The organism is Campylobacter sp. IFREMER_LSEM_CL1846, from assembly GCF_025772105.1.
Lineage (GTDB): Bacteria > Campylobacterota > Campylobacteria > Campylobacterales > Campylobacteraceae > Campylobacter_D > Campylobacter_D lari_D.
This window is the reverse complement of record NZ_JAKMRM010000004.1, coordinates 97,453-120,605: the sequence shown is the minus strand read 5'-3', so window position 1 is coordinate 120,605 and position 23,153 is coordinate 97,453. Positions and strand designations below refer to the sequence as shown.

21 protein-coding genes are annotated in these 23,153 nt (G+C 29.3%); 17 read left to right on the top strand and 4 right to left on the bottom strand.

Features of this window, described 5'->3' with window-relative positions:
- Positions 1–45 precede the first annotated feature (45 nt).
- Entirely contained in the window at positions 46–2,073 is a 2,028-nt protein-coding gene (locus L8W40_RS03335; RefSeq protein WP_263664661.1) for a capsular polysaccharide biosynthesis protein, read from the top strand.
- Positions 2,070–3,248 carry a capsule biosynthesis protein gene (locus tag L8W40_RS03330; protein ID WP_263664660.1) on the top strand — a complete coding sequence of 393 codons (1,179 nt, stop codon included), beginning with the start codon at positions 2,070–2,072 and terminating at the stop codon, positions 3,246–3,248. The genes L8W40_RS03335 and L8W40_RS03330 overlap by 4 nt, the downstream gene beginning before the upstream one ends.
- Here L8W40_RS03330 and L8W40_RS03325 read toward each other — a convergent pair.
- Positions 3,245–4,753, bottom strand: a complete 1,509-nt coding sequence (locus L8W40_RS03325; RefSeq protein WP_263664659.1) for an SGNH/GDSL hydrolase family protein — start codon at positions 4,751–4,753, stop codon at positions 3,245–3,247. The genes L8W40_RS03330 and L8W40_RS03325 overlap by 4 nt on opposite strands.
- A gap of 161 nt (positions 4,754–4,914) precedes the next feature.
- On the opposite strand from L8W40_RS03325, the gene L8W40_RS03320 reads away from it, so the two are divergent.
- The 3 genes from L8W40_RS03320 to L8W40_RS03310 are packed head-to-tail and all read left to right on the top strand — an operon-like array spanning position 4,915 to position 7,778.
- The gene (locus L8W40_RS03320) at positions 4,915–6,045 is read left to right on the top strand and encodes a DUF829 domain-containing protein (protein ID WP_263664658.1); all 1,131 of its coding nucleotides are present in this window, start codon (positions 4,915–4,917) and stop codon (positions 6,043–6,045) included.
- Between the two features lie 9 nt (positions 6,046–6,054).
- Entirely contained in the window at positions 6,055–7,428 is a 1,374-nt protein-coding gene (locus L8W40_RS03315; protein WP_263664657.1) for a cytochrome P450, read from the top strand.
- Complete coding sequence (locus L8W40_RS03310) at positions 7,425–7,778, top strand: membrane protein (protein ID WP_039627957.1); 354 nt, start codon at positions 7,425–7,427, stop codon at positions 7,776–7,778. The genes L8W40_RS03315 and L8W40_RS03310 overlap by 4 nt, the downstream gene beginning before the upstream one ends.
- On the opposite strand, the gene nusA is transcribed toward L8W40_RS03310, so the two are convergent.
- Positions 7,775–8,866 (bottom strand): transcription termination factor NusA, encoded by a 1,092-nt coding sequence (gene nusA / locus L8W40_RS03305; RefSeq protein WP_039617565.1) that lies wholly within the window; start codon positions 8,864–8,866, stop codon positions 7,775–7,777. The two genes, L8W40_RS03310 and nusA, sit on opposite strands and share 4 nt — an antisense overlap.
- A gap of 123 nt (positions 8,867–8,989) precedes the next feature.
- On the opposite strand from nusA, the gene L8W40_RS03300 reads away from it, so the two are divergent.
- The 6 genes from L8W40_RS03300 to L8W40_RS03275 are packed head-to-tail and all read left to right on the top strand — an operon-like array spanning position 8,990 to position 13,179.
- Positions 8,990–9,232, top strand: a complete 243-nt coding sequence (locus L8W40_RS03300) for an HP0268 family nuclease (protein ID WP_070255886.1) — start codon at positions 8,990–8,992, stop codon at positions 9,230–9,232.
- A complete protein-coding gene (gene miaB, locus L8W40_RS03295) occupies positions 9,229–10,527 on the top strand; it encodes a tRNA (N6-isopentenyl adenosine(37)-C2)-methylthiotransferase MiaB (protein ID WP_263664656.1) in 1,299 nt (432 codons plus the stop codon). Before L8W40_RS03300 ends, miaB begins: the two co-directional genes overlap by 4 nt.
- Positions 10,511–11,134, top strand: a complete 624-nt coding sequence (locus L8W40_RS03290; protein WP_220566267.1) for a lysophospholipid acyltransferase family protein — start codon at positions 10,511–10,513, stop codon at positions 11,132–11,134. Before miaB ends, L8W40_RS03290 begins: the two co-directional genes overlap by 17 nt.
- A gap of 5 nt (positions 11,135–11,139) precedes the next feature.
- The gene (locus tag L8W40_RS03285) at positions 11,140–12,105 is read left to right on the top strand and encodes a hypothetical protein (protein ID WP_220701583.1); all 966 of its coding nucleotides are present in this window, start codon (positions 11,140–11,142) and stop codon (positions 12,103–12,105) included.
- Positions 12,102–12,656 (top strand): hypothetical protein, encoded by a 555-nt coding sequence (locus L8W40_RS03280; RefSeq protein WP_133319439.1) that lies wholly within the window; start codon positions 12,102–12,104, stop codon positions 12,654–12,656. Before L8W40_RS03285 ends, L8W40_RS03280 begins: the two co-directional genes overlap by 4 nt.
- On the top strand, positions 12,640–13,179 hold the full coding sequence (locus L8W40_RS03275; protein WP_263664655.1) for a hypothetical protein: 540 nt from the start codon (positions 12,640–12,642) through the stop codon (positions 13,177–13,179). Before L8W40_RS03280 ends, L8W40_RS03275 begins: the two co-directional genes overlap by 17 nt.
- Here the strand turns inward: L8W40_RS03275 and L8W40_RS03270 are convergent.
- Positions 13,166–13,963 (bottom strand): membrane lipoprotein lipid attachment site-containing protein, encoded by a 798-nt coding sequence (locus L8W40_RS03270; RefSeq protein WP_263659466.1) that lies wholly within the window; start codon positions 13,961–13,963, stop codon positions 13,166–13,168. The two genes, L8W40_RS03275 and L8W40_RS03270, sit on opposite strands and share 14 nt — an antisense overlap.
- A gap of 72 nt (positions 13,964–14,035) precedes the next feature.
- Between L8W40_RS03270 and lgt the strand changes: the two genes are divergently transcribed.
- From lgt to L8W40_RS03240, 6 genes are all read left to right on the top strand, one after another.
- A complete protein-coding gene (gene lgt / locus L8W40_RS03265; protein WP_263664654.1) occupies positions 14,036–14,851 on the top strand; it encodes a prolipoprotein diacylglyceryl transferase in 816 nt (271 codons plus the stop codon).
- Positions 14,852–14,928: 77 nt separating this feature from the next.
- The gene (locus tag L8W40_RS03260) at positions 14,929–15,708 is read left to right on the top strand and encodes a fumarate reductase cytochrome b subunit (protein WP_070255907.1); all 780 of its coding nucleotides are present in this window, start codon (positions 14,929–14,931) and stop codon (positions 15,706–15,708) included.
- A complete protein-coding gene (locus L8W40_RS03255) occupies positions 15,692–17,683 on the top strand; it encodes a fumarate reductase flavoprotein subunit (RefSeq protein ID WP_263664653.1) in 1,992 nt (663 codons plus the stop codon). The genes L8W40_RS03260 and L8W40_RS03255 overlap by 17 nt, the downstream gene beginning before the upstream one ends.
- Positions 17,676–18,401: a fumarate reductase iron-sulfur subunit gene (locus L8W40_RS03250; RefSeq protein WP_012661078.1), complete on the top strand. Its 726-nt coding sequence runs from the start codon at positions 17,676–17,678 to the stop codon at positions 18,399–18,401. Before L8W40_RS03255 ends, L8W40_RS03250 begins: the two co-directional genes overlap by 8 nt.
- A complete protein-coding gene (locus L8W40_RS03245) occupies positions 18,379–20,604 on the top strand; it encodes a dynamin family protein (protein WP_263664652.1) in 2,226 nt (741 codons plus the stop codon). The genes L8W40_RS03250 and L8W40_RS03245 overlap by 23 nt, the downstream gene beginning before the upstream one ends.
- On the top strand, positions 20,594–22,411 hold the full coding sequence (locus L8W40_RS03240; protein WP_263664651.1) for a dynamin family protein: 1,818 nt from the start codon (positions 20,594–20,596) through the stop codon (positions 22,409–22,411). Before L8W40_RS03245 ends, L8W40_RS03240 begins: the two co-directional genes overlap by 11 nt.
- On the opposite strand, the gene L8W40_RS03235 is transcribed toward L8W40_RS03240, so the two are convergent.
- A complete protein-coding gene (locus tag L8W40_RS03235; RefSeq protein ID WP_133319433.1) occupies positions 22,401–22,985 on the bottom strand; it encodes an NAD(P)H-dependent oxidoreductase in 585 nt (194 codons plus the stop codon). The genes L8W40_RS03240 and L8W40_RS03235 overlap by 11 nt on opposite strands.
- Between the last annotated feature and the right edge of the window lie 168 nt (positions 22,986–23,153).

Genomic DNA, 23,153 nt, shown 5'->3' with positions numbered 1-23,153 from the left:
AGGAAATTTAAATGAAAAAGTTAATATGATTGTAAAACAGTTATTATGAGATTCTATACCACATCTAAAAGATTAAAAGAAAATGTAAAAAATTTTTGCAAAATAACTTTATATAGTGCCTATAAAAACATCACAAAAGAAGATGTTTTTGTAGGTTGGGGTAGAAAAAAATCCGGTTTAAAAGCTATAGAACTAGCTAAAAAACATAATGCAAAATTTCTACTTTTAGAAGATGGTTTTTTGCGCTCATTGAATTTGGGTGTAGAAAATAGTCCAAGTTTTTCTATCGTCAAAGATGATATGGGAATTTACTATGATGCAACTGCACCATCTAAACTTGAAAATATTTTAAACACTTATGAGTTTAGCACCGAAGAACTAGAGCAAGCAAAAAAAGTTATAGAGCTTATAAAAAAAGAAAAACTTAGCAAGTATAATAATAATCTTTGCGTACCAAAAGAGCTTTTCGGTGGTAGCGAGGAACGTGTACTAATCATCACACAAGTAGCAAATGATACTTCTCTTAAATTTGGTTTAGCTGATAGTTTTTTAACTCAAGATATCATAAATGAAGCCATCATAGAAAATCCAAATGCTAAAATATACATTAAAATTCATCCCGATGTATTAAGTGGTAAAAAACAAAGTGATTTTAACGCACAAGATTTACTAAGTAAATGTGTAGTTATAAAAGAAAATTATAACCCTATGGAGTTATTAAGTTATTTTAAAAAAGTTTATACGAAAACTTCTGGAATGGGCTTTGAAGCTTTGATGTTGGGATGTGAATGTGTGTGTTATGGCGTGCCATTTTATGCAGGTTGGGGTTTAACTCAAGATAAGCAAGCGTGTAAAAGAAGGCTTAAAAAAAGAACTTTAGAAGAGGTTTTTTATGCTACTTATATTTTATATAGTGAGTATTTTAATCCTTACTTAAATCAAAAAAGTGATATTTTTGACACTATTCATACTTTAGCAAAGTACAAAAAGATAGAACAAGCTAATTCAAATACTTTGTATTTTTTGGGTTTTACTTTGTGGAAGCGTTGGTTTATGAAGCCATTTTTTAAAGCTAAGAATAATAAAATCATTTTTTTAAACTCATTAGATGAACTTTACAAAGCGAATTTAAATCTTGAAGATAAAATTTTCATTTGGGGTAAAAAATATGATAAATTTTTATTAGATAAAGATTTTAATAATGAAATTTTCTTAGTAGAAGATGGCTTTTTACGCTCAGTTTTTTTAGGTTCAGATCTCACACGTCCTTTTTCTTTGATAATAGATAGCAAAGGCCTATATGTTGATCCAAGTAAGTCAAGTGATTTAGAAGATATTTTGCAAAATCACATTTTTGATGAGAGTTTAAAACAAAGAGCTAAAAAGCTCATCATTACCATTACGCAAAATAAATTTTCAAAGTATAATGGCTTAAAACATGAAAAGCTAAATTTTAACACCAATAAAAAAATCATCTTAATCCCTGCTCAAGTAGAAGATGATGCTTCTATGATCTTAGGTGGTGCAGGTTATGATACCTTAAAACTTTTACAAAGTGTAAGAAAGGCCAATGAAAATGCCTTTATAATTTTTAAACCTCACCCTGATGTTTTAAGCGGTAACCGCAAAGGTTTAAAAGATAAAAGCATTATTTTAAAATACTGTGATGAGATTATAGAAAATGTCAGTATAGATAGTGCTATAAATGCTTGTGATGAGGTGCATACTATAACCTCTACAAGTGGTTTTGATGCTCTTTTGCGTGGTAAAAAAGTAGTGGTATATGGTAAGCCTTTTTATGCAGGCTGGGGTTTGACAAGCGATTTTCATAAAATTCCAAGACGCACAAGAGTGCTTAGTTTAGAAGAGTTAGTTGCAGGTGTTTTGATCCTTTATCCAAGATATATCCATCCAAAAAGTAAAAATTTATGTGAAGTTGAGCTTGCATTAGATATAATGTTAAAAATGCAAAAAGATTATTTTTCTAAATTTTATTTGCGTTGGTTTATAGATATAAGAATTTATATATTAAGAAAAATAAGAAGATTGATAGAATTTATTTTGATTAGATGAATTTAAGTAAAAAGTTAAAAAAATTTTCTAGTAGAAATGTTTTATTGCTCCAAGGTCCTGTGGGTGGATTTTTTCGTAAAATTGCTACAAGAATTCCAAAAGCTAAGATTTATAAAGTAAATTTTAATGGCGGAGATTTTTTCTTTTATCCTTTTAAAAGCATTAATTACACTAAAAGTTTAGCCGAGCTTGAAGACTTTTATAAAAAGCTTTTTGAAGAAAAACAAATTCAAGCTATCTTGATGTATAATGATTGTAGAAAAGTGCATGAAATCGCCATTAGTGTTGCTAAACAAATGGGTATTGAAGTATGGATTTTTGAAGAAGGTTATATAAGACCAAATTTTATTACTTTTGAAAAAGATGGAGTGAATGCAAACTCCACTTTACCAAGAGAAAAAGAATTTTATCTAAGTCAGAAAAAATTTGATAAAGATTTTAAATTTAAAACTTTCTCAAGTACTTTTAGAAATATGGCCTTTGCTTCGTTTTTATATTGGCTTTTTGCTTTTTTATTTTCTTGGTATTTTAATAATTCTTTACACCATAGAAGTTTAAAATTATTTGACTTTTTACCTTGGCTTTGCTCGGTATATAGAAAAAACAAATACAAAATCACAGAAAAAAGTTTAAATGAAAAAATTCTTTCTCTAAAACAAAAATATTTTTTAGCTATTTTGCAAGTGCATAATGACACTCAACTATCTCATCATTATAAAAAAACTACAGAAAAATTTATAGAAGAGGTGATCATCTCTTTTGCTAATCATGCCAAAGCAAAGTCTTATCTAGTTTTTAAGCATCATCCTATGGATCGTGGCTATAGGGACTATACTAAACTTATAGAAGATTTGAGCTTAAAATACAATGTCGAGGGTAGAATTTTATATGTGCACGATTTGCATTTACCTACACTTTTAATCAATACAAGAGGTACTATAGTCATAAATAGTACAGTAGGACTTTCTGCTTTATATCACAATAGTCCTTTAAAGGTTATGGGTAAAGCTTTTTATGATATTGAAGGTTTGACTTATCAAAAAAGCTTGCATACTTTTTGGAAAGAATGTAGAGCATATAAACCTGATGTGGTTTTGCATGCTAAATTTAGAAATTATGTGATATATAAAACCCAAGTCAATGGAAATTTTTTCAAAAATACTAGTTTAGATTAAATTTTCTTTTTGTAGTTTTTTGCAATCTTTTTTAGTTTAAAAGGTAAACTTAAATAGCCTATTTTAAAAGGAGTTCTTGAAGCTTGTAAAAGTGCATTACCTAAAAGATAAGGCAAGTGTGTTTTGGCTATTTGAGCGTGTTTATAGTCAGCATAAGCTTTTAGTGGTGGTAGGTTTTTTTGATCTTTTTGATTTTTAAAATGCTCTTTTTTGACTTTTCTTAGTTCAAAGGGTATTTTAAAGCAATCTAAATAACTTTTGCTATTTTTCATGATAGCTTCCCCAAGCTTATAGCTTAGCCTTTCTTTTATCCTTAAGCTAGCTCCATAAAGTTTATTGTTTTGGTGGATAAACATCTCATATTCATTTTTTAAGCCTTTATGATTTAAAAAACGCAAAAGATTGTGATTTTGACTTTGTAAAAAAGTTTGCATATCAAGTTTTTTTAGTTCATAGTATTCTAGTGCTAATTCTTTATAAAATGCTATAGGTGGTATCAAAGAATCATGGGTATTTGTAAGATAATTCTTACATTCAATTTTTTTATCATTATCATTTTCTAAAAGTAAAATTCCTATTAAATCCACATAATCAAGTCTTGGTGTTTTTTCATTTGCTATGCTTAAGCCTGAACTTTCCTCACTTTGCTTGATAATTTGTGTATTGACATACAAAAAGGTTTGTTCATCGCAAATTGCTTTTTCATTTTGTATATCTTGAAAAGTATTGATAAGTCCAAAATTTTTTATTAATTTAAAAGATGAGTTTTCAACACTTATAGATGATATAGCATGGGTTGATGAGTTAGTGTGATTCCAAGTGTGCATGCCTAAGATTTGATAGTTTTTTAACTCTTTTGGAAAAATGATTTTTTCATTAGCTTTAATCTTTGTAGTTTTTTCACAAAAAAATGAGTTTTTATGCTCTATTTTAGTTGAATTTGAGGGCGTAAAGATGTGAAATTTTCTTTTTGAGCAAATGATCTTTTCTTTAGATTTTTTAAAGCTATGTAAATTTTTAATGATGTTTTTACCAAGCTCTTGCATGGCTAGTGGCATAGGGTGGAATTTATAGTTTTGATCAAAATCATAAAGATTATTTTTTTGATAGTAAAAGTCTACATCGATTAGATTAAAACCATAATAAGCACAATTTTTCCTATGAGCTTCATTGATAGCTTTTGATTTATCATTACAAGCTGGTATGGGGAGTATAAGCACTACGGTAATTTTGTTTGCTTTGTAAAGTTCTTCGTAAAAATAGTCAATATTTCTAAGTATGATTTTTAAACTCACAGGACTTAAATAATCATTGATATTTGATTCGCTGATGAGAAAATCACTGTTGATTATAGTTTTTTTATGGCGTATTAACTCATAAAGATTTTGTAAAGAAGTGCTAAGCCCTAAAGCGTAATTATGCAGTGAAACATTTTCATTTTCAAGACCTATCCTAAGACCATTTTTAACTACACTATTACTACCACCTAGTAAGATTACATCCATAAGTTCTTTCTTGTTTATAAATTTTTATTTATTTTATAAAATATTTTTTAATGAATAATTTCAGAGTAAAAACACCTCATTTTGCCTTTAAATAAGCATTTGACAAAGATAACAACTTTAGCTATATTTTTAAATTCATTTTGAGTTTATTTGGGATTTTAATGGATAAATTGTGTCAAAAAAGAGATGTTTTTTATATAGCCGGTTATGATCCTAGAGGATATAGGCATTATTATGCTATGTTTAAAAAAAATTTAGCTGAGCAAAATATACTTTTAAAATACGATTATACTTTATCAAAAGCTCAAGTTAATGCATATGCTTTTTGGCAAATTCAAACCCCACATACAAGCACTACTTATACCTTTTTAAGCTGGAATGATATAGTCAAAAAAAACTGGTCAGAAGGTATAAAAGATGCTTTGAGTGATTGTTATAGTTTTTTTAGAATTTATACCATCACAGGGCTTTTTTTAAAATTTGGTAAAGAATCTCCACACCAACTCATCACAGGTTATTATCCATTTTTTTATGTACTTTTGAGTTTGATTTTTACTTTATTTTGTGCTTTTGGAAGTTTATTTTATTTGCAAAATTTTCATATTATTCTAGGAATTTTAGCTTTTGTTTTATCGTTAGTGTTTTTACCAAAAATGCTTTATAAATTAGGCAAGAAATTAGCTGTTTTTTGGATAGCTAGAATTTGTTCTTTTTGCGCAAACTGGGAGAAAAATTCTCAAGGCGAACTTGAATTAAGAATGGATGATTTTGCTAGGGTTATTTTTGAAAAACTAAAAGAAAATGTAAAAGATAAAAATTATGAGATTATCTTAAGCGCACATAGCGTAGGAACGGTACTTTGCATAAATGTTTTAGCAAAAGTGCTTAGAAAATGTGAAAAAGAAAATATTTCTTTTGAAAATTTAAAGGTTTTAACTTTAGGTGAGTGCATACCTTTGGTAAGCTATCAAAAAAAATCTTTTGAGTTTAGAAAAGACTTAGAGTATTTAGGAAGTAAAAATTTAATATGGTATGATTTTACCTCTATTATCGATGGGGCTTGCTTTGCACAAGTTGATTTTATACGCACAAGCGGAGTAAAAGCACAATTTAGCCCAAAATACCTTTCGGCTAAATTTCATACCTTATATAAAAGCATAGATTATAAAAAAATTAAAAAAGATAAATATAAAGCACATTTTTTATATTTATTTGCCACACAAATTCAAGGAGTATATAACTTTTTTGAATTTATCATAGGTAAAAATAAACTAGAAGAAAAAATCAAATAGGAGAAAAACATGGGTCAGTGTCCTTTTCATCCAAAGCCTTATAAAAATAAAGCTTCTACATTAACTACTTTTTTACTAAAAAGAAGATCATGGCTTGATGGACTTTATGAGCGAAGCTATAAGATGATGATGGGTAGAGTAAAAATGCCTGGATTTGATTTATATGTAGTAAATGATCCAAAAGAAGTTAGACGCATTATGGTAGATGAGGTTAGAGAATATCCAAAAAGCCAACTTTTACATGAACTTTTAGAACCACTTTTAGGTATAAGTATTTTTACAACTAATGATAGAGTATGGGAAAAGCAAAGAGAACTTTTAAGACCTTCTTTTGAAATGACAAGGATTTCTAAGGTTTTTAATTTGATGAGTGAAGCAGCTTCTGATATGATGGCAAGATTTGCAAAGTATGAAGATAAAGTGATTATAGAAGTAGATGAAGCTATGACTTTTGTGACTGCAGATGTGATTTTTAGAACTATTATGTCATCAAAACTTGATGAGCAAAAAGGTAAACTTGTTTTGGATGCTTTTGTAACTGTGCAAGAAGAAACAGTTAAAACAGCTATGCGAAGAATGTTTCGTTTCCCAACTTGGCTTTCAAATCTTTTAGGTGAGAAAAAAAGACTTAAAGCAGGTGGAGTTATACGCAAGGTTTTATCAGATATTATAAAGCCAAGATATGATAATGCTCTAAATGATCAAGGAAAATATGAAGATATTTTATCATCATTGCTTATGGTGGTAGATGCAGATACTAATGAGAGATTTTCTTTTAATGAAATTTTAGACCAAGTTGCCATGCTTTTCTTAGCAGGCCATGAAACCACTGCAAGCTCGCTAACTTGGACGCTATATATTTTAAGTATTTCTCCAAATGAGCAACAAAAAGCCTATGAAGAAATCATGCAAGTTGCGGGTGATGAAGAGTTTAAAATAGAACATATTAGAGCAATGAAATATCTTACAAATGTGTTTAAAGAAAGTTTAAGACTTTATCCACCAGTTGGCTTTTTTGCTAGAGAAGCAAGAAATGATAACAAAATGAGAGATAAGCTTATTAAAAAAGGTTCAGGTGTAGTAGTAGCTCCATGGCTTATTCATAGACATGATAGTTTTTGGGAAAATCCACATGAGTTTGATCCAAGTCGCCATGAAGATAAAAGCAAGATTAAAAAAGACACTTATATGCCTTTTGGTATGGGAGAGCGTGTGTGTATAGGGCAGGGTTTTGCTATGCAAGAGGCTGTTTTGATTTTAGCTAATATTTTAAGGACTTATAAGTTAGAATTAGAAGAAAATTTTGTACCTGATATAGTAGGAAGACTTACTATAAGATCGGCAAATGGTATGAATATAAGATTTATAAAAAGGCAAAAATGAAAGAAAAATTAGCAGGAACTATACTACTTTGCGCTATCGTTCCTTTGGCGGTGATTAGTTATCTTTTTATTGTTATAGTGGGTACTTTTGGTAATCCTGCTAGGGTTAGGCAAGGTGTGAGAGCGCTTGATCATTTTGTCAATGCTACTTTGTTTAATGGTTATGCTTGGGAGTCTTTATCGTCTCATGCTTGGAGAGAGCGTGATAAAAGATGGGCTAAAATAGTTATTAAAATCACAGATTTTTTTGATAAAAATCACTGCCAAAAGGCAAATAAAAGAGAACAACCTATAGTGGATTTAGTTTTAGAAAGAAAGCTTACCGAACAAACTGTCGGTAAGCAGCTTTAATTTTCTCCAAATAAAGCTTTAAGATTTTTAAACGCTTCTTCTTGGTTATTAGTTTTATCTTCATTATTTACTTCATTAAGTTCTATCTCATATCCAAGAAGCATGCTAGCTAGGCGTATATTGATACCACTTTTTCCTATGGCTTTGCTTTTTTGCTCGCTATTTAGCGTTACAATAGCTTTTTTATCTTCAATACTAACTGAGTTTATAATGGCTGGAGCTAAGCTTCTTGTGATTAAAATTGCCATTTCGTTAGAATACTCAATGCAGTCAATATTTTCATTTTTTAATTCTTTGCTTACAGCATTGATTCTAACTCCTTTTATACCCACAGTTGCTCCTACTGCATCAACACTCGGGCTATTAGCTTGCAAGATGATTTTTGCTCTCTCGCCTGGAATTCTTGCACTTGCATAAATATTTATAAGGCCATCTTTGATTTCAGGAACTTCAGCTTTTAATAAAGCTTCTAAAAATTTAGGGCTAGTTCTACTAAGCTCCATTCTCATACCTGATTTATCAATATATACATGTCTAATCACAGCTTTAATCACATCGCCTACTTTAAATTTTTCACCTTTGATACGATTTTTTCTAGGTAAATATGCACGAAACTCATCAATTTCCACATAAGTATTTTCTTCACTATCTACTCTTACTACGCTACCAAAAACCATATGTCCTACCATTTTTTGGTATTTTTCATAGATTTTTTCTTCTAAGAGTTTTTGAATGTTATATTCTAATTCTTTATGTAAGATATTTACAGCAGTGCGGCCTAAATTTTCCAAAGAACATTCATAAGTTAGCTCATCACCAATTTCTACATCTTTAGCTTCAGCCCTTGCTTTACTTAAAGCGATAAAATGTTCATTTTCATTTTCTAATCTTTCATCATTATCAGCTACTACGATGATTTTTTGATAAAGTTGCAAATTTTTACCCGAATCAACAAAAAATTCATATTTATCGCCATAAATTTTCTTAGCAGTATTAATAAGTGCTTTTTTAACTCTTTCTCTTACATCTTCTATTTGTAAATTTTTCTCATTAGCAATGGATTCAATTATATCTGTGATTTTTTCCATAATGACAATACAACCTTAATTTTGGATTTTAAAAGTTTGAAGAATAAAATTATATCTTTAATAAGTTTAATTAAAAGTAAAATTTGCTATAATTTCAGATTAAAAAAACTTGAGGATGATGATATGGACTTAAAAATAGCAAGAACCTCTGTTGATGAAAAGCCAAAAAGTATAAGTTTAGAAAGTATTGAAAAGGCTGTGGATAAAGAAGGTCAAAAATTTTTCTATTTTGATAAAGACAATGCACATAAGCAATTAATCGCTTTAGTAGAGCATTTTGAAAAAAAAGGAAAATGTGTTTATCATAGAACAATCAAATATGGTTTAGATGATGCAGATTTTATGTATGAGGTACATATTCTTTGAGTAAAAAACTTTTTATACAAACTTTAGGTTGTGCTATGAATGTGCGTGATTCAGAGCATATGATAGCTGAACTTAAAGAAAAAGAAAATTACGAATTAACTCAAGATGCAAAAGAAGCAGATTTGATTTTAATCAATACTTGCTCAGTGCGTGAAAAGCCTGTACATAAGCTTTTTTCAGAAGTTGGAAGTTTTGAAAAAATCAAAAAAAATGGAGCTAAAATAGGAGTTTGTGGTTGCACTGCTTCGCATTTAGGAGATGAGATTTTTAAGCGTGCTCCTAATGTGGATTTTGTTTTGGGTGCTAGAAATGTTTCTAAAATCACAAAGGCTGTAAATACGCCAAAATTTTTAGGTAATGATATAGATTTTGATGAGAGTAATTATGCTTTTGCAGATTTTAGAAATAGCCTTTATAAGACCTATATTAATATCTCCATAGGTTGTGATAAGCATTGTACTTATTGTATAGTGCCTCACACAAGAGGAGATGAGATTTCTATACCTTTTGAGATTATTAAAAATGAAGCATTAAAAGCTGTTTCTAAGGGTGCTAAAGAGATTTTTTTACTAGGACAAAATGTTAACAATTACGGCAAAAGATTTTCTAATGCTCATGAAAAGATTAATTTTTCAGATCTTTTGGAAAAGTTAAGCGAAATCGAAGGTTTAGAGCGTATCCGCTTTACAAGCCCACATCCATTGCATATGGATGATAGATTTTTAGAGGTTTTTTCTAAAAATCCTAAAGTTTGTAAGTCTATGCATATGCCTTTGCAAAGTGGTTCAAGTGAAATTTTAAAGGCTATGAAACGCGGTTATACTAAAGAGTGGTATTTAGATAGAGCATTGAAACTTCGTTCTATGTGTAAAGATGTGAGTATTTCTACTGATGTGATTGTGGCTTTTCCAGGTGAGAGTAATAAAGACTTTGAAGATACCATGGATGTGCTTGAAAAAGTGCGATTTGAGCAAATGTTTTCTTTTAAATACTCTAAAAGACCGCTAACTAAAGCTGCGACTATGCCAAATCAAATTCCTGATGATGTAGCTTCAAAACGCTTGAGTGTTTTACAAGCAAGACATACAGAAATTTTAGATGAAATTGTTGTAAAACAAAAAGATAAAGAATTTGAAGTTTTATTTGAAGAATTAAGAAGTGAAGGTTTTGTAGCAGGTAGAAGTGATAATAACTTTTTGATTCAAGTTAAAGGCAGTGAAGAGTTATTAGGACAAATGAAAAAAGTAAAAATCACCAATCCTAGGCGTATGGTGTTAAATGGCGAAATCCTTTAAGATTAATCTTTTAGCCTTTGGAATTTTTTTATTACAATGGCTGATTTTTTTAACTTGTAGAAAGGTTTATTTAGGGCAAAAGCTTCCAAAAAGATCATGCGTGATACTTTTTTGGCATGGGCGTCTTGCTCTAATGCCTTTTGCTTATCGTAAAATGGGTATTAAAGGAAAAAAAGCTTATGTGATGATTTCACACCATAAAGATGGAGAAATCATTGCTAGAAATATTGCTTTTTTTGGCTTAGATACTTTAAGAGGTAGCACAAGTAAAGGTGCTTTGGCTTTATTAAAACAATCTTTTAAAATTTTAGATCAAGGCGATGATGTGATTATCACTCCAGATGGGCCAAGAGGACCTTATCATAGTGTTTCAGATGGTTCTGTGATGATAGCTTTAAAAAAAAATGCTCCACTTTTTTTGCTAAATTACGAAGCAAGCTCTTTTTGGGAATTTAAAAGTTGGGATAAAATGATCTTACCTAAGCCTTTTTCTAAGATTACTTATAGATTAAGTGAAGAAATCAAAATACAAAATTTGAATTTAGAAGAAGCTAAAGTATTGATAAAAGAAAAATTTGATATGATAAATCAAATAGATAAAGGATAAACACCATGTTATCTTTTTTTAGAAAGTATATTTTACAGCTTTTAATTTGTATTTGTTATGATGAAAAACAATACATTATAAGATGTCATACTTGGAAAAAATCTCAACCAGTTGATACTTTTGAAAAAAGTTTTGAAGATAAAGAAAAAGCAATAGAATATGTTAAAAATTTAAGTAAAGACTTTCAAATTTATTATATTTGTACTTTTTTTACACCTATTGCTCAAGGTGTAGTGCCAAGTCCAAATTTTAAAGAGCTTTCTAATTTTGGAGTAGAAGCAAATAATGTTAAATGTATTCCTTTTAATAATGCTTTGTTGTATGTTTCCAATCAATCTTTGAGTTCTTACAAAGAAGATTATGAGGCTTTTGGTGGTTTAGATTTGCTTTACTCACCTTTTTCTTTGCTTTATCATTGTATAGCAAATAGAGGTTTTGAAGAAAAAATAGGCCTTTATGTGTATAGATATCATGATTTTGTTGCGATGTTAATTTGTAAAAATGAGATTATATTATTTGGAAGTTATTTTAATATAGCTAGTCAAAATTATGACGAAGTTGATTTTTTTGATGACATTAAAGAAGAATTTGATTTGCAAATTGATGATGAAAGCCAAGAAGAAGAAAATGAACAAAATTATGATTTAAAAAGTTTAGAAGAGATGAGTAAAGAACTTGATAAGCTTGAAGATTTAGATGAGAATGAAGAGCAGCTTCCTATGGAATCTTTAGAAAATTTTAGTTCAGATATGAAAATGATAGAATACATCATTTCAAGTGTAAAAGAATTTTATCATAATCCTTTGTATGATAATAGTTTTTTAGAAGAAATTGTAATTTTTGATGAGGAAAGTTTTAGTGCAACCTCGCTAGATTATTTAGAAAATGAGCTTTTTATAAAGCCAAAAGTAGAGCTTATAGATACTTTAAATTTGATGAATGAGCTTGTAGTTAAGGATTTGAAGCTATGAGATATAGTTTAATAAAGCCTAAGATAAAACCAGTTTTTAATCTTTTTACTAGAATTTGGATTTATTTTACTAGTATTAGTGTGTCTTTGATTTTTGTGGTGTTTATTGTTGTTGTTTTTAAAAGCTACTATGCATCTGTGCAACTTGATGATAAGAAAAAAGAATTGGCTCAAATCATAGCTCAAATTAATTCCAATAAACTTAAATATCAAGAATTAGTAAAACAAAATAATAAAGCAGAAATGATTTTAGGGGATTTAGAACAAGAACGAGAGAATGGTAAAAATAAAGTTTTATTAAAAAGTATTCAAAACCTTTTTACTTTAGTGCCTAAAAATATATCTTTAGATGAGGTTTTAATGGAAGATAGGTCGCTTATTTTAAGAGGTATTACACCTACTAAAGAAATGTTTGCCTTGTTGTTGGAAGCCCCATTAAGAAGTATTTTTTCAAATTCTCAAACAAGCTATTATCAATTAGAAAATGGGTGGTATCGCTTTGTTAGTGTAAATATTACTATACCAGAGGAAATGTATGAACAAAAAAGATAAGAGCTTAGAAGAAGCTGATATATTAAAGATATTGATTTATTCTTTTTCATTTGTTGCACTTTGTGCAATATTGATTTTATTCTTAATTGTACCTTTTTTGAAGGATTATAAAATCGAACATTCCAGATTAACCGCTCAACAAATTCAAAATACCAAAGCATTAAATGAATTACAAGCTTTGGAAAAGGTTATTAGAGATTTTCAAAGTACAAACGCGCAAAATTTAGCTCAAATCAATGCGGAATTTTCTCAAAAAGAATTAATGGATTTTATGAAAAATTATTTTGATGATGTTAAAATAAATCTTATTCCTATTAAAAAAAGACAAGAATATTTAAAATATCAATTTGGAGTTAGCGTAAAGATGAAGAATCCACAAGCTTTTTATTCTTTTTTAAATGATTTACAAAGATATAAAAATTTAATAGAAATAAGTACGCCTGTTGAATTTAAATCAGAAGAAAAACACATTGATCTTAAATTTAGAATCAAAGTGTTTCATGCTTTAGCTATTCAAAAATAATTACTTCATTATTTTGATAAGGAGAGATTTTTTCTTCCTTTTTACTATCTTGTTTTATATCTTGAGCTTCTAAATTTTCTTGTACTTTTGATTCTTCCTTAATTTCTTTTATATTGGTTTTTAAACTAGAAGTGATTTCTTTGTAAAAAGCAATAAAAACTTTATCAATTTCCAAAGCACTAGCTGCAAGACTTTCATTTACTTGGGTTGGGACAGCACTATAAACTTGTCTAAAACTTTCTATACTTGCTTGACCTTTTATAGGATAGTTTAAAATAATAGGATCATTTAATTTTGCAGAGCTTGTTGTGCTTTGGAAAGTATCTTCTTGATGCAAATTATTTAAATGACTTTGAGCTTCTAAAATAATCATAAAAGAAGATTCTACACTATCGCCTCCAAGACTTGAATTTCTTGTAACTTTATCCTCATATAAGTTAGCACTGATGGTAATATTAAAAACATAATCAGGATTTTCATTATCTATAGTATATCCTTTACTTTCTAATAGTGCTTTACTATCTTTAAATAGCTGTTTTTTTAGTAATTCTAGGCTTTTATTGATTCTTTGATTTAGGGTAGATTGTTCAAAATAAGAACTATAAAAAGTATTTTTAATAATTTCTATTTCATTGATTTTAACTTTTGGGCTATTTTCTTTTGTATTGTTATGTTCTTCAAAAGAACTTTTAAAACTTGGCATAGAAATATAATAAGTTTTTTGATTACCAGTGCAAGCACTTAAAAATAAAATTATGCTAAAAAATAATAATATTTTTTTCATTTTCTCTCCTTGTTATTTTTATAATTATACAATTTTTTGTTATATTATGTGTTTTATTATAAAGGCTTTTTTATGGAATTTTGGCAAAATATTTATGCAAATTTTGATGTAGTGGCTTTTGAAATTTTTGGTTTAAAAGTGCATTGGTATGGTATTATGTATGTATTAGCCTTACTTGTTGCTTTAATGGTTGCAAAATACTATGCTATTAAAGACAATATGGGAATTTCAAAAGCTATGCTTGATAGTTATTTTATATGGGTTGAAATTGGTGTAATTTTAGGTGCAAGATTGGGTTATATTTTAATTTATGATGCAAATACTTTATGGTATCTTACGCATCCTTGGCAAATTTTTAATCCTTTTTATAATGGAGAATTTGTAGGAATTAGAGGTATGAGTTATCATGGTGCTGTTATAGGATTTTTAATAGCAACTTATGCTTTTTGTAAAAAAAATAAACAAAATTTATGGAAATATTTAGATTTGGTTGCTATTAGTGTGCCATGTGGTTATATTTTTGGGCGTATTGGAAATTTTTTAAATCAAGAGCTATTTGGTAGAGCTACGGATGTACCTTGGGGTATTTATGTAGATGGGATATTGCGTCATCCTTCGCAACTTTATGAAGCATTTTTAGAAGGTTTTATAGTTTTTATCATTTTATTATTGATAAAAAAATATAAAAAATACAATGGAGAGCTTATTGCTTATTATACAATTTTTTATGCTTTAGCGCGTTTTGTTTGTGAGTTTTATAGAGAGCCTGACTTTGGTATAGGCTTTGTTGCTTTTGGTATGAGTATGGGCCAAATTTTAAGTATTATAATGTTTTTATTAGGACTAATTTTATCTTTTTATTTAAGAAATATTAAAAAAAATTTATAAATTTTTATTTTTTTTAAGAATAAAAGTTCTATAATTGCTCCGATATTATAAATTATCAACTTTTTAAAGGAGTAAATATGAGCCAACTCATTGAAGGTTTTTTAGGCAAGAGTGTTGATGGCAAAAAAAGCAAAATGCCAGCAAAACTTGACTATATTCAAAGTGCAACAGGCTTGATTTTAGGCTTGTTTATGTGGGCACATATGTTTTTCGTTTCTACCATTTTGGTTAGTGATGATTTTTTTGATTCAGTAGTTCACTTTTTGGAACTAAAATTTATCATTGATAGCCCTATGATGAGCTACATCACTTCTTTTTTAGCTGCCTGTGTTTTAGTGATTTTCTTTGTGCATGCAGGTCTTGCAATGAGAAAATTTCCTATCAATTTTAGACAATATCAACTTTGTAGAACACACTTAAAATATATGAATCATGGTGATTCTTCTTTATGGTGGGTTCAAGCTGCAACTGGTTTTGTAATGTTTTTTCTAGGTTCAGCGCATTTGATTTTTGTTATAACTAATGCAGATAAAATCAGTGCTGATATGTCAGGCGATAGAGTGGTAAGTCATTTTATGTGGTTATTTTATATTGCCTTATTAATCTGTGTTGAGTTGCATGGAAGTATTGGTTTATATAGATTATGTGTAAAATGGGGTTGGTTTGAAGGTAAAGATGCAAAAGAAAGTCGTAAAAAACTTAAAAAAGCAAAATGGTTTATTAGTATTTTCTTCTTAGTTTTAGGTGTATTAAGCTTAGCTGCTTTTGCAAAAATAGGTCTTAATAATTACCAAAACAACTCTGTAGCACAAATAGTAAAAACTTATGATGGAGCTAAATATGAACATACAATATAGTGATGCTTTAGTTATTGGTGGTGGTCTTGCAGGTTTAAGAGCTGCTATTGAAGTTGCAAAAAGTGGTCAGAGTGTAACTTTATTAAGTATTTGTCCAGTTAAAAGATCTCACTCAGCTGCTGTACAAGGTGGTATGCAAGCAAGTTTAGGAAATAGTGTAAAAGGCGAAGGTGATAATGAAGATGTGCATTTTGCTGACACAGTAAAAGGATCTGATTGGGGCTGTGATCAAGAAGTAGCTAGAATGTTTGCGCAAACTGCTCCAAAAGCGGTTCGTGAGCTTGCTGCTTGGGGTGTGCCTTGGACTAGAGTTACAAAAGGACCTAGAACTGTTGTTATAAACGCTCAAAAAACTACTATCGAAGAAAAAGAAGAAGCGCATGGTCTTATAAATGCAAGAGACTTTGGTGGTACTAAAAAATGGAGAACATGTTATATAGCTGATGCAACAGGGCATTGTATGTTATATGGTGTGGCAAATGAAGCGATTAAACATCAAGTTAAAATCATTGATAGAATGGAAGCAGTAAGATTAATTCATGATGGTAAAAAATGTTTAGGAGCTATTGCTAGAGATTTAACTAATGGAGAATTAATTGCTTATGTTGCTAGAGGAACTATGATTGCAACAGGTGGTTATGGTAGAATTTATAAACAAACTACAAATGCTGTTATTTGTGAGGGAACAGGAGCTGCTATTGCACTTGAAACTGGACTTTGTAGACTTTCAAATATGGAAGCAGTGCAATTTCATCCAACTCCAATCGTGCCAAGTGGTATCTTACTAACTGAAGGTTGTAGAGGTGATGGTGGTATCTTAAGAGATGTTGATGGTTACCGCTTTATGCCTGATTATGAGCCTGAGAAAAAAGAACTTGCAAGTAGGGATGTTGTAAGTCGTAGAATGATGGAGCATATTAGAAAAGGAAAAGGGGTAAAAAGCCCTTATGGAGATCATTTATGGCTTGATATTTCTATCCTTGGTCGTGCTCATGTTGAAAAAAATCTTCGCGATGTTCAAGATATTTGTAAAACATTTAATGGTATTGATCCTGCTGATGAGGGTCCAAAAGGCTGGGCACCAGTTTTACCTATGCAACATTACTCAATGGGTGGTATTAGAACAAAACCAACCGGTGAAAGTCAATGGCTAAATGGTCTTTTTGCATGTGGTGAAGCAGCTTGTTGGGACATGCACGGATTTAACCGCTTGGGTGGAAATTCATGTTCAGAAACTGTTGTTGCAGGTATGATCGTAGGGGATTATTTTGCACAATATTGTAAAGAAAATGGTTCAGAAATTGATATAAACATCGTTAAATCTTTCCTTTCTAAAGAGTATGATTATTTAAAATCTCTTGTAAGTAAAGAAGGAAAACATGATGTATTTGAAATCAAAAACAGAATGAAAGACATTATGTGGGAAAAAGTAGCTATCTTTAGAACAGGTCAAGGTCTTGAAGAAGCGGTTAAAGAACTTGAAGAGTTATATCATAAATCACTTGATCTAAAAGTGCATGATAAAGAATTAAAATGTGCAAATCCAGAGCTTGAAGAAGCTTACAGAGTTCCAAGAATGCTAAAAATTGCTTTATGTGTTGCTTATGGTGCACTTTTAAGAACAGAAAGCCGTGGGGCTCATTATAGAGAAGATTATCCAAAAAGAGATGATTTAAATTGGATGAAAAGAACAAATACTTACTGGGTAGAAGGTGAAAGTATGCCTAGAGTTGAGTATGAAGATCTTGACATTATGAAAATGGAAATCCCACCTGCATTTAGAGGTTATGGTGCTAAAGGAAATATCATTGAAAACCCATTAAGTGAAAAACGCCAAGCTGAAGTTGATGCGATCCGTGAAAAAATGGAAGCAGAAGGCAAAGGTAGATATGAAATTCAACATGCTTTAATGCCTTATGAATTACAAGCTAAATTTAAAGCGCCAAATCAAAGAATAGGAGTTGATTATGAGTAGAAAATTAACAATAAGAGCATTTAAATATAATCCATTAAGTAAAATTTCTAAGCCTCATTTTGTTACTTATGAGCTTGAAGAAACTCCATTTATGACGATTTTTGTGTGCTTAACTCAAATCAGAGAAAAAATGGATGCGGATTTGAGTTTTGACTTTGTATGTAGAGCAGGGATTTGTGGAAGCTGTGCTATGATGATCAATGGTAAGCCAAAACTTGCTTGTAAAACATTGACAAAAGACTATCCAGATGGCGTTATAGAGCTTATGCCTTTACCTGCATTTAGACATATCAAAGATTTGAGTGTTAATACAGGTGAGTGGTTTGATGGTATGTGCAAACGCGTTGAAAGCTGGGTACATAATGAAAAAGAAACAGATATTTCTAAACTTGAAGAGCGTATTGAGCCAGAAGTTGCTGATGAGACTTTTGAACTTGATCGTTGTATAGAGTGTGGAATTTGTGTTGCTTCTTGTGCGACTAAGCTAATGAGACCTGACTTTATCGCAGCTACTGGACTTTTAAGAACAGCTAGATATTTACAAGATCCACATGATCATAGAACTATAGAGGATTTTTATGAATTAGTGGGCGATGATGATGGTGTATTTGGATGTATGTCTTTACTTGCATGTGAAGATAATTGTCCAAAAGAACTGCCTTTACAAAGTAAAATTGCTTATATGAGAAGACAGCTTGTCGCTCAAAGAAACAAATAATCCTAGCCCCCAAGAAAAGGGGGCACTTAAAACCTTACTAAAACAAATTTGGCAAAATCATAGTGTTTATCTTGACACAAATACACTTTTTGATGAAAGTTTAATTGATGCTCAAAAAGCAGCAATTCTTTTAAGTACTAATCTTGATAATTATGAAAGATTTAGCGCTTTAAATGAATTTAAAAATTTGATGAAAAGCTTAAATTTACGCTTAGATCTTTATGGTATACAATATGCACAGGTTTGTTTTATTAATGCTTTAAATTTAGGAATTTTAGACAAAAACGAGCTTTTAAAAGCCTTGGAAAAACTTCAAAAAATCACCGATAATACTTTAATATATGCTTTTGTATCTAGGCAAAAAGTTATTCAAAAAGATTACAAGCAAGAAGTTAAAAACTCACATCAAACACTAGATCTCATTAATCAAAACTTACAAGAGCTTTGCGAGGATGAAAAAGCTCAAAAACTCTTACAAGAAGCTTTGGTTAAATTTAGTAATATTGATTTTTCTATCGCGGTAACGGGTGTGGTAAATGCAGGTAAATCAAGCATGCTAAATGCGCTTTTAAAAAAAGATTTTTTAGGTGTATCTAATGTGCCTGAAACTGCAAATTTGAGTGTTTTAAAATACGGCAAAGATCAAAAAGCTAAGATATATTTTTGGAGTGATGAAGAATGGCAAGATATTTTAAAAAGCTCTAAAGATAATCAAGACATGCAAGAACTTATAAAACAATTAGAGCAAAATTTTAATCTAAATGAATATCTTGAAAAAGAAAATAAAAATATAGAAATAAAAATTGAAGAATTAAAAAATTACACTAGTGCAAAAAACAAAATCTCAGCACTTATTAAAAAAATAGAGCTTTTTTCATCGCTTGATTTTTTAAAAGATAATGTTTGTATAGTTGATACCCCAGGACTTGATGATGTTATTATCCAAAGAGAGCTTTTAACAAAAGCGTATATAAGCAAGGCTGACTTTTTAATCCACCTTATGAATGCTTCTCAAAGTCTTAGTCAAAAAGATTGTGATTTTATTATAGAATGTTTGCTAACTTCAAGGGTAAGTAAGCTTTTGATTGTGCTTACTAAGGCTGACTTGCTTAGTCAAAAAGACTTGCAAGAAGTAATTAACTATACTAAAAATAAACTCAAAGAAAATTTAGCACAAAAGCAGCTTAGCCAAGAATTATTAGATAATTTAGATTTTGTGTGTATTTCTTCAAAATTAGCTAATGATTTTTATCAAAAAAAAGGTGGGAATTTAGAACAAAGTAATATTTTAACACTAGAAGAACTTATAGCTAAAAGTTTATATGATAAAAACAAAATTGCTCTAAGTGCTTATAAAAAAGAATTATTATTACATTTAGAAAAAATAGAAGAAAAAATTAAATTTTCTAATAAAATGCTAAATTATGAAAACTTTGAGCTTGATAAGCAAAATCAAGCTATTGTTAATGATTTTAAAGCAAAAAAAGAAAAATTAATGCAAGTAAAAGCAGAACTAAGTGCTATTTTTAACACAAAAGATGAAAATACTCAAGAAATTTTAACACTTTTGCATTTACTAGCTAAGAAATTAAAAGAAAAACTTATAGATGAGCTAAAATATAATCAAAATAATAAAATCAAAAACAACACTCAAAGACTAAATATTATCATTGATACGACTTTAAAAGATGGAATTTTTGATCTTTTAAGAGAGCTAAAACAGCAAAGTGAGTATAAAATTAATGAGCTTAAAAACACTCTAAGTGTGAAATATGATTTTTTAAAAGCTATTTTAGAGCAAAATTGTGATGATTTTAAAAGTAAGGTTGAAACAAAAATAGAAAGCATTTTTACCAATGATCTTTTTATGGCATTAAAAGCAGGACTTTTAAAAAATTTAGAATCCACGCAAGATATTTATAAATTAGAAAGTTCTTTAGAAAATCAAATTTTAGAAAAATTACAAACATTTAATATAGAAAAAATCGCACTAGATTTAAAAAATAATCAAGAATTTTTTACTAATTTAGAATTTAGTTTAAAATTATACGAAAAAGAACAAGAAGAGCAAATCAAAGACTTAAAAGACTTGATTTTACAAATAGAACAAAATGAACAAAATTCCAAAGAGTTTTTAGAAAAAAACAATACAAAATTACAAAGTTTAAAGACTTTAAAAACGGAGCTTTTAAATGCAAAATGATTTGATTAATGATTTTTTAAAAGCTTATGAAAATGCTTATTGTAAAAGTTTTGATGATAGTTTTGAAGGAAAAATTTTAGCAATCAAAAATGCATTTTTAGAACCGAGTTTGCATTTAAATGATGTCTTTTTAAAAGATCTTGAAATGATTATAGCTAGCTATAAAAGAGCCATTAATGTGGCTATTATAGGGCAATTTTCTAGTGGTAAATCTACGCTTTTAAATTTAATTTTACAAAAAGAATGCCTGCCAACAGGCGTGGTGCCAGTGACTTTTAAGCCTACTTTTTTACGCTATGCTAAGGAGTATTTTTTAAGAGTTGAATATGAAGATGGCAGTGATGAGATTGTTGATATAGACGAACTTTCTAAATTTAGCGATCAAAGAAATGAGCTAAAAGAAACTAAAAGTTTGCACCTTTTTGCACCTATTGAGCTTTTAAAAGATATCACACTTATAGATACCCCAGGTTTAAATGCAAACACCACCGATACGCTAACTACTTTTAAAGAACTTTCTTTTATACATAGTGCTATTTGGCTTAGTTTGATTGATAATGCAGGTAAAAAAAGTGAAGAAGATGCTATAAAAGCAAATGCTAAGCTTTTAGAGCGTGGCGGAATTTGCGTGCTAAATCAAAAAGATAAGTTAAGTCAAGATGAGCTAGAAAATGTTTTAAATTATGCACATTTAGTTTTTGATAAGTATTTTGAAAAAATCATCGCAATTTCATGCAAAGAAGCAAAATTTGATTTACAAAAGTCAAATTTACCTTTACTTTATGAGTATTTAAAAGAACTTGATTATGAGTGCATTAAAAAAGATTTTATTAAAGAAAAACTTAGTAATTTATGCGAACTTTTGTCAAATCAATATGATTTGTTTCAAAATGCGCTAGAGCAATTAGAGCTTAAATTTAATACTGTTTTGCAAACTTTCAAAGCAAGCAAACTAGAGCAAAAAATCAAAATTTTAAATCATAATTGTTTAGATAAATTAAAACTTGTTGGAGAAAAAATTGCTCAAGAAATTTTAAAATTTATCAAAGAAAAAGATAGTAGTTATTATAAAGAAGCTAAGGGTTTATTTAAGAAAAATCTTTATGAAAAAGTTGCTTATAAAGCACCATATCTTTCAAGTGATGATGCGTTTTTGGCTATGTTTTATAACTCTGAAGCAATGAATAAGGAATTTAAAAGATTAAAAAATGAAATCGCTTTAGAATTTAGTCAAATTAAAGATGATTTTTCCTTATTTTTTACTCATTTAGAAGAGCAAATTTTGCTTTTTAAGGCTCAATTTTCAAATTTACAAAAAGAAAATGCCTTAGAAAGTGAAAAAGAATTTGCTAGTTTTAGAAGCTTTGCTAGTGCTAGTGAAGAACTTTTTTTAAAAGATTTTAAACAATTATTGTTTAAAAGCCAACTTGAACTTGATCTATTTTTAGAAAAGCTTAATCTAAAGGCTTTGGCAAATTATGAAAGTGCTACTAAACTTACTTTGGGATTTTTTAGTACTAAAATGAATGCGAGTAAAGAATTTTACGAGCTTGATAGTACCGAGTTTAGCTTGTATCATCCAAAAGCAAGTGAAGTGCACCAAAGAGTATTAACCGAGCTTAATGTATATGAATTTGAAGATTTGCTTTTAAATAAGCCTGTGGTTTTTAAAATTTATAAAAATTATATGCAAAGTTTTGTTGATTTTATTGAGACTAAAAGACAGATTATTTTGAATTTAAAAAGTGAATTTGAGGCTAAAAAATCAATGATTTCTAGCATCAAATCCCAAATTTCTAAGCTTTAAAAATTTTTTCTAAGTGCGCTTTATAATTTGTGAAATATTCTTGTACTTGAGGATTTTTGATTACATCGTTTGCTATGAAAGTAGGCAAAGCACTCATTCCTAAAAACTCATGTGCTTTGTGAAAGTGTAAATACACTCCATCAACTCCGGCTCCATTAAAGAATTCATTCTCATCATCAAAAGCTTGCATTGGAGCATTCCAAGTTAGCGAAAGCATGTATTTTTTATTTTTTAAAAGCCCACCTGTGCCATAATTTTTAGTAGGTTCATTATGACTTCTACCATCGTTTTTATAAAACACTCCATGTCCTGCTGTGAAAACATCGTCAATGTATTTTTTCACTATCCAAGGCTCTCCCATCCACCAACCAGGCATTTGCCAGATCAAAACATCAGCATTTAGAATTTTTTCTACCTCATCGTTTGTGTTATAACCTTGATCTATGTGTGTTTGTTGGGTTTGTAAACCAAGTTCTTGTAAAGTCTTAAGTGCAAGCTCATGCAAGCTTGTGTTTAGTCTTCCTTTGGAGTGTCCAAATTCTTTTGCACCATTTAATAATAATACTTTTTGCATATTTTTCCTTTTTATGTTTTTTAAAATTATAATTTAACTATAACTATATTTCAATGCCGAAGTTTATGTAAGATACTATATTATAAGAAAGTTTAAAACAAATATGTTACTTTTTATGATTGATTTTTTTAAAATAATACAAAAATAGTATTATTTTTTTTATTTAAG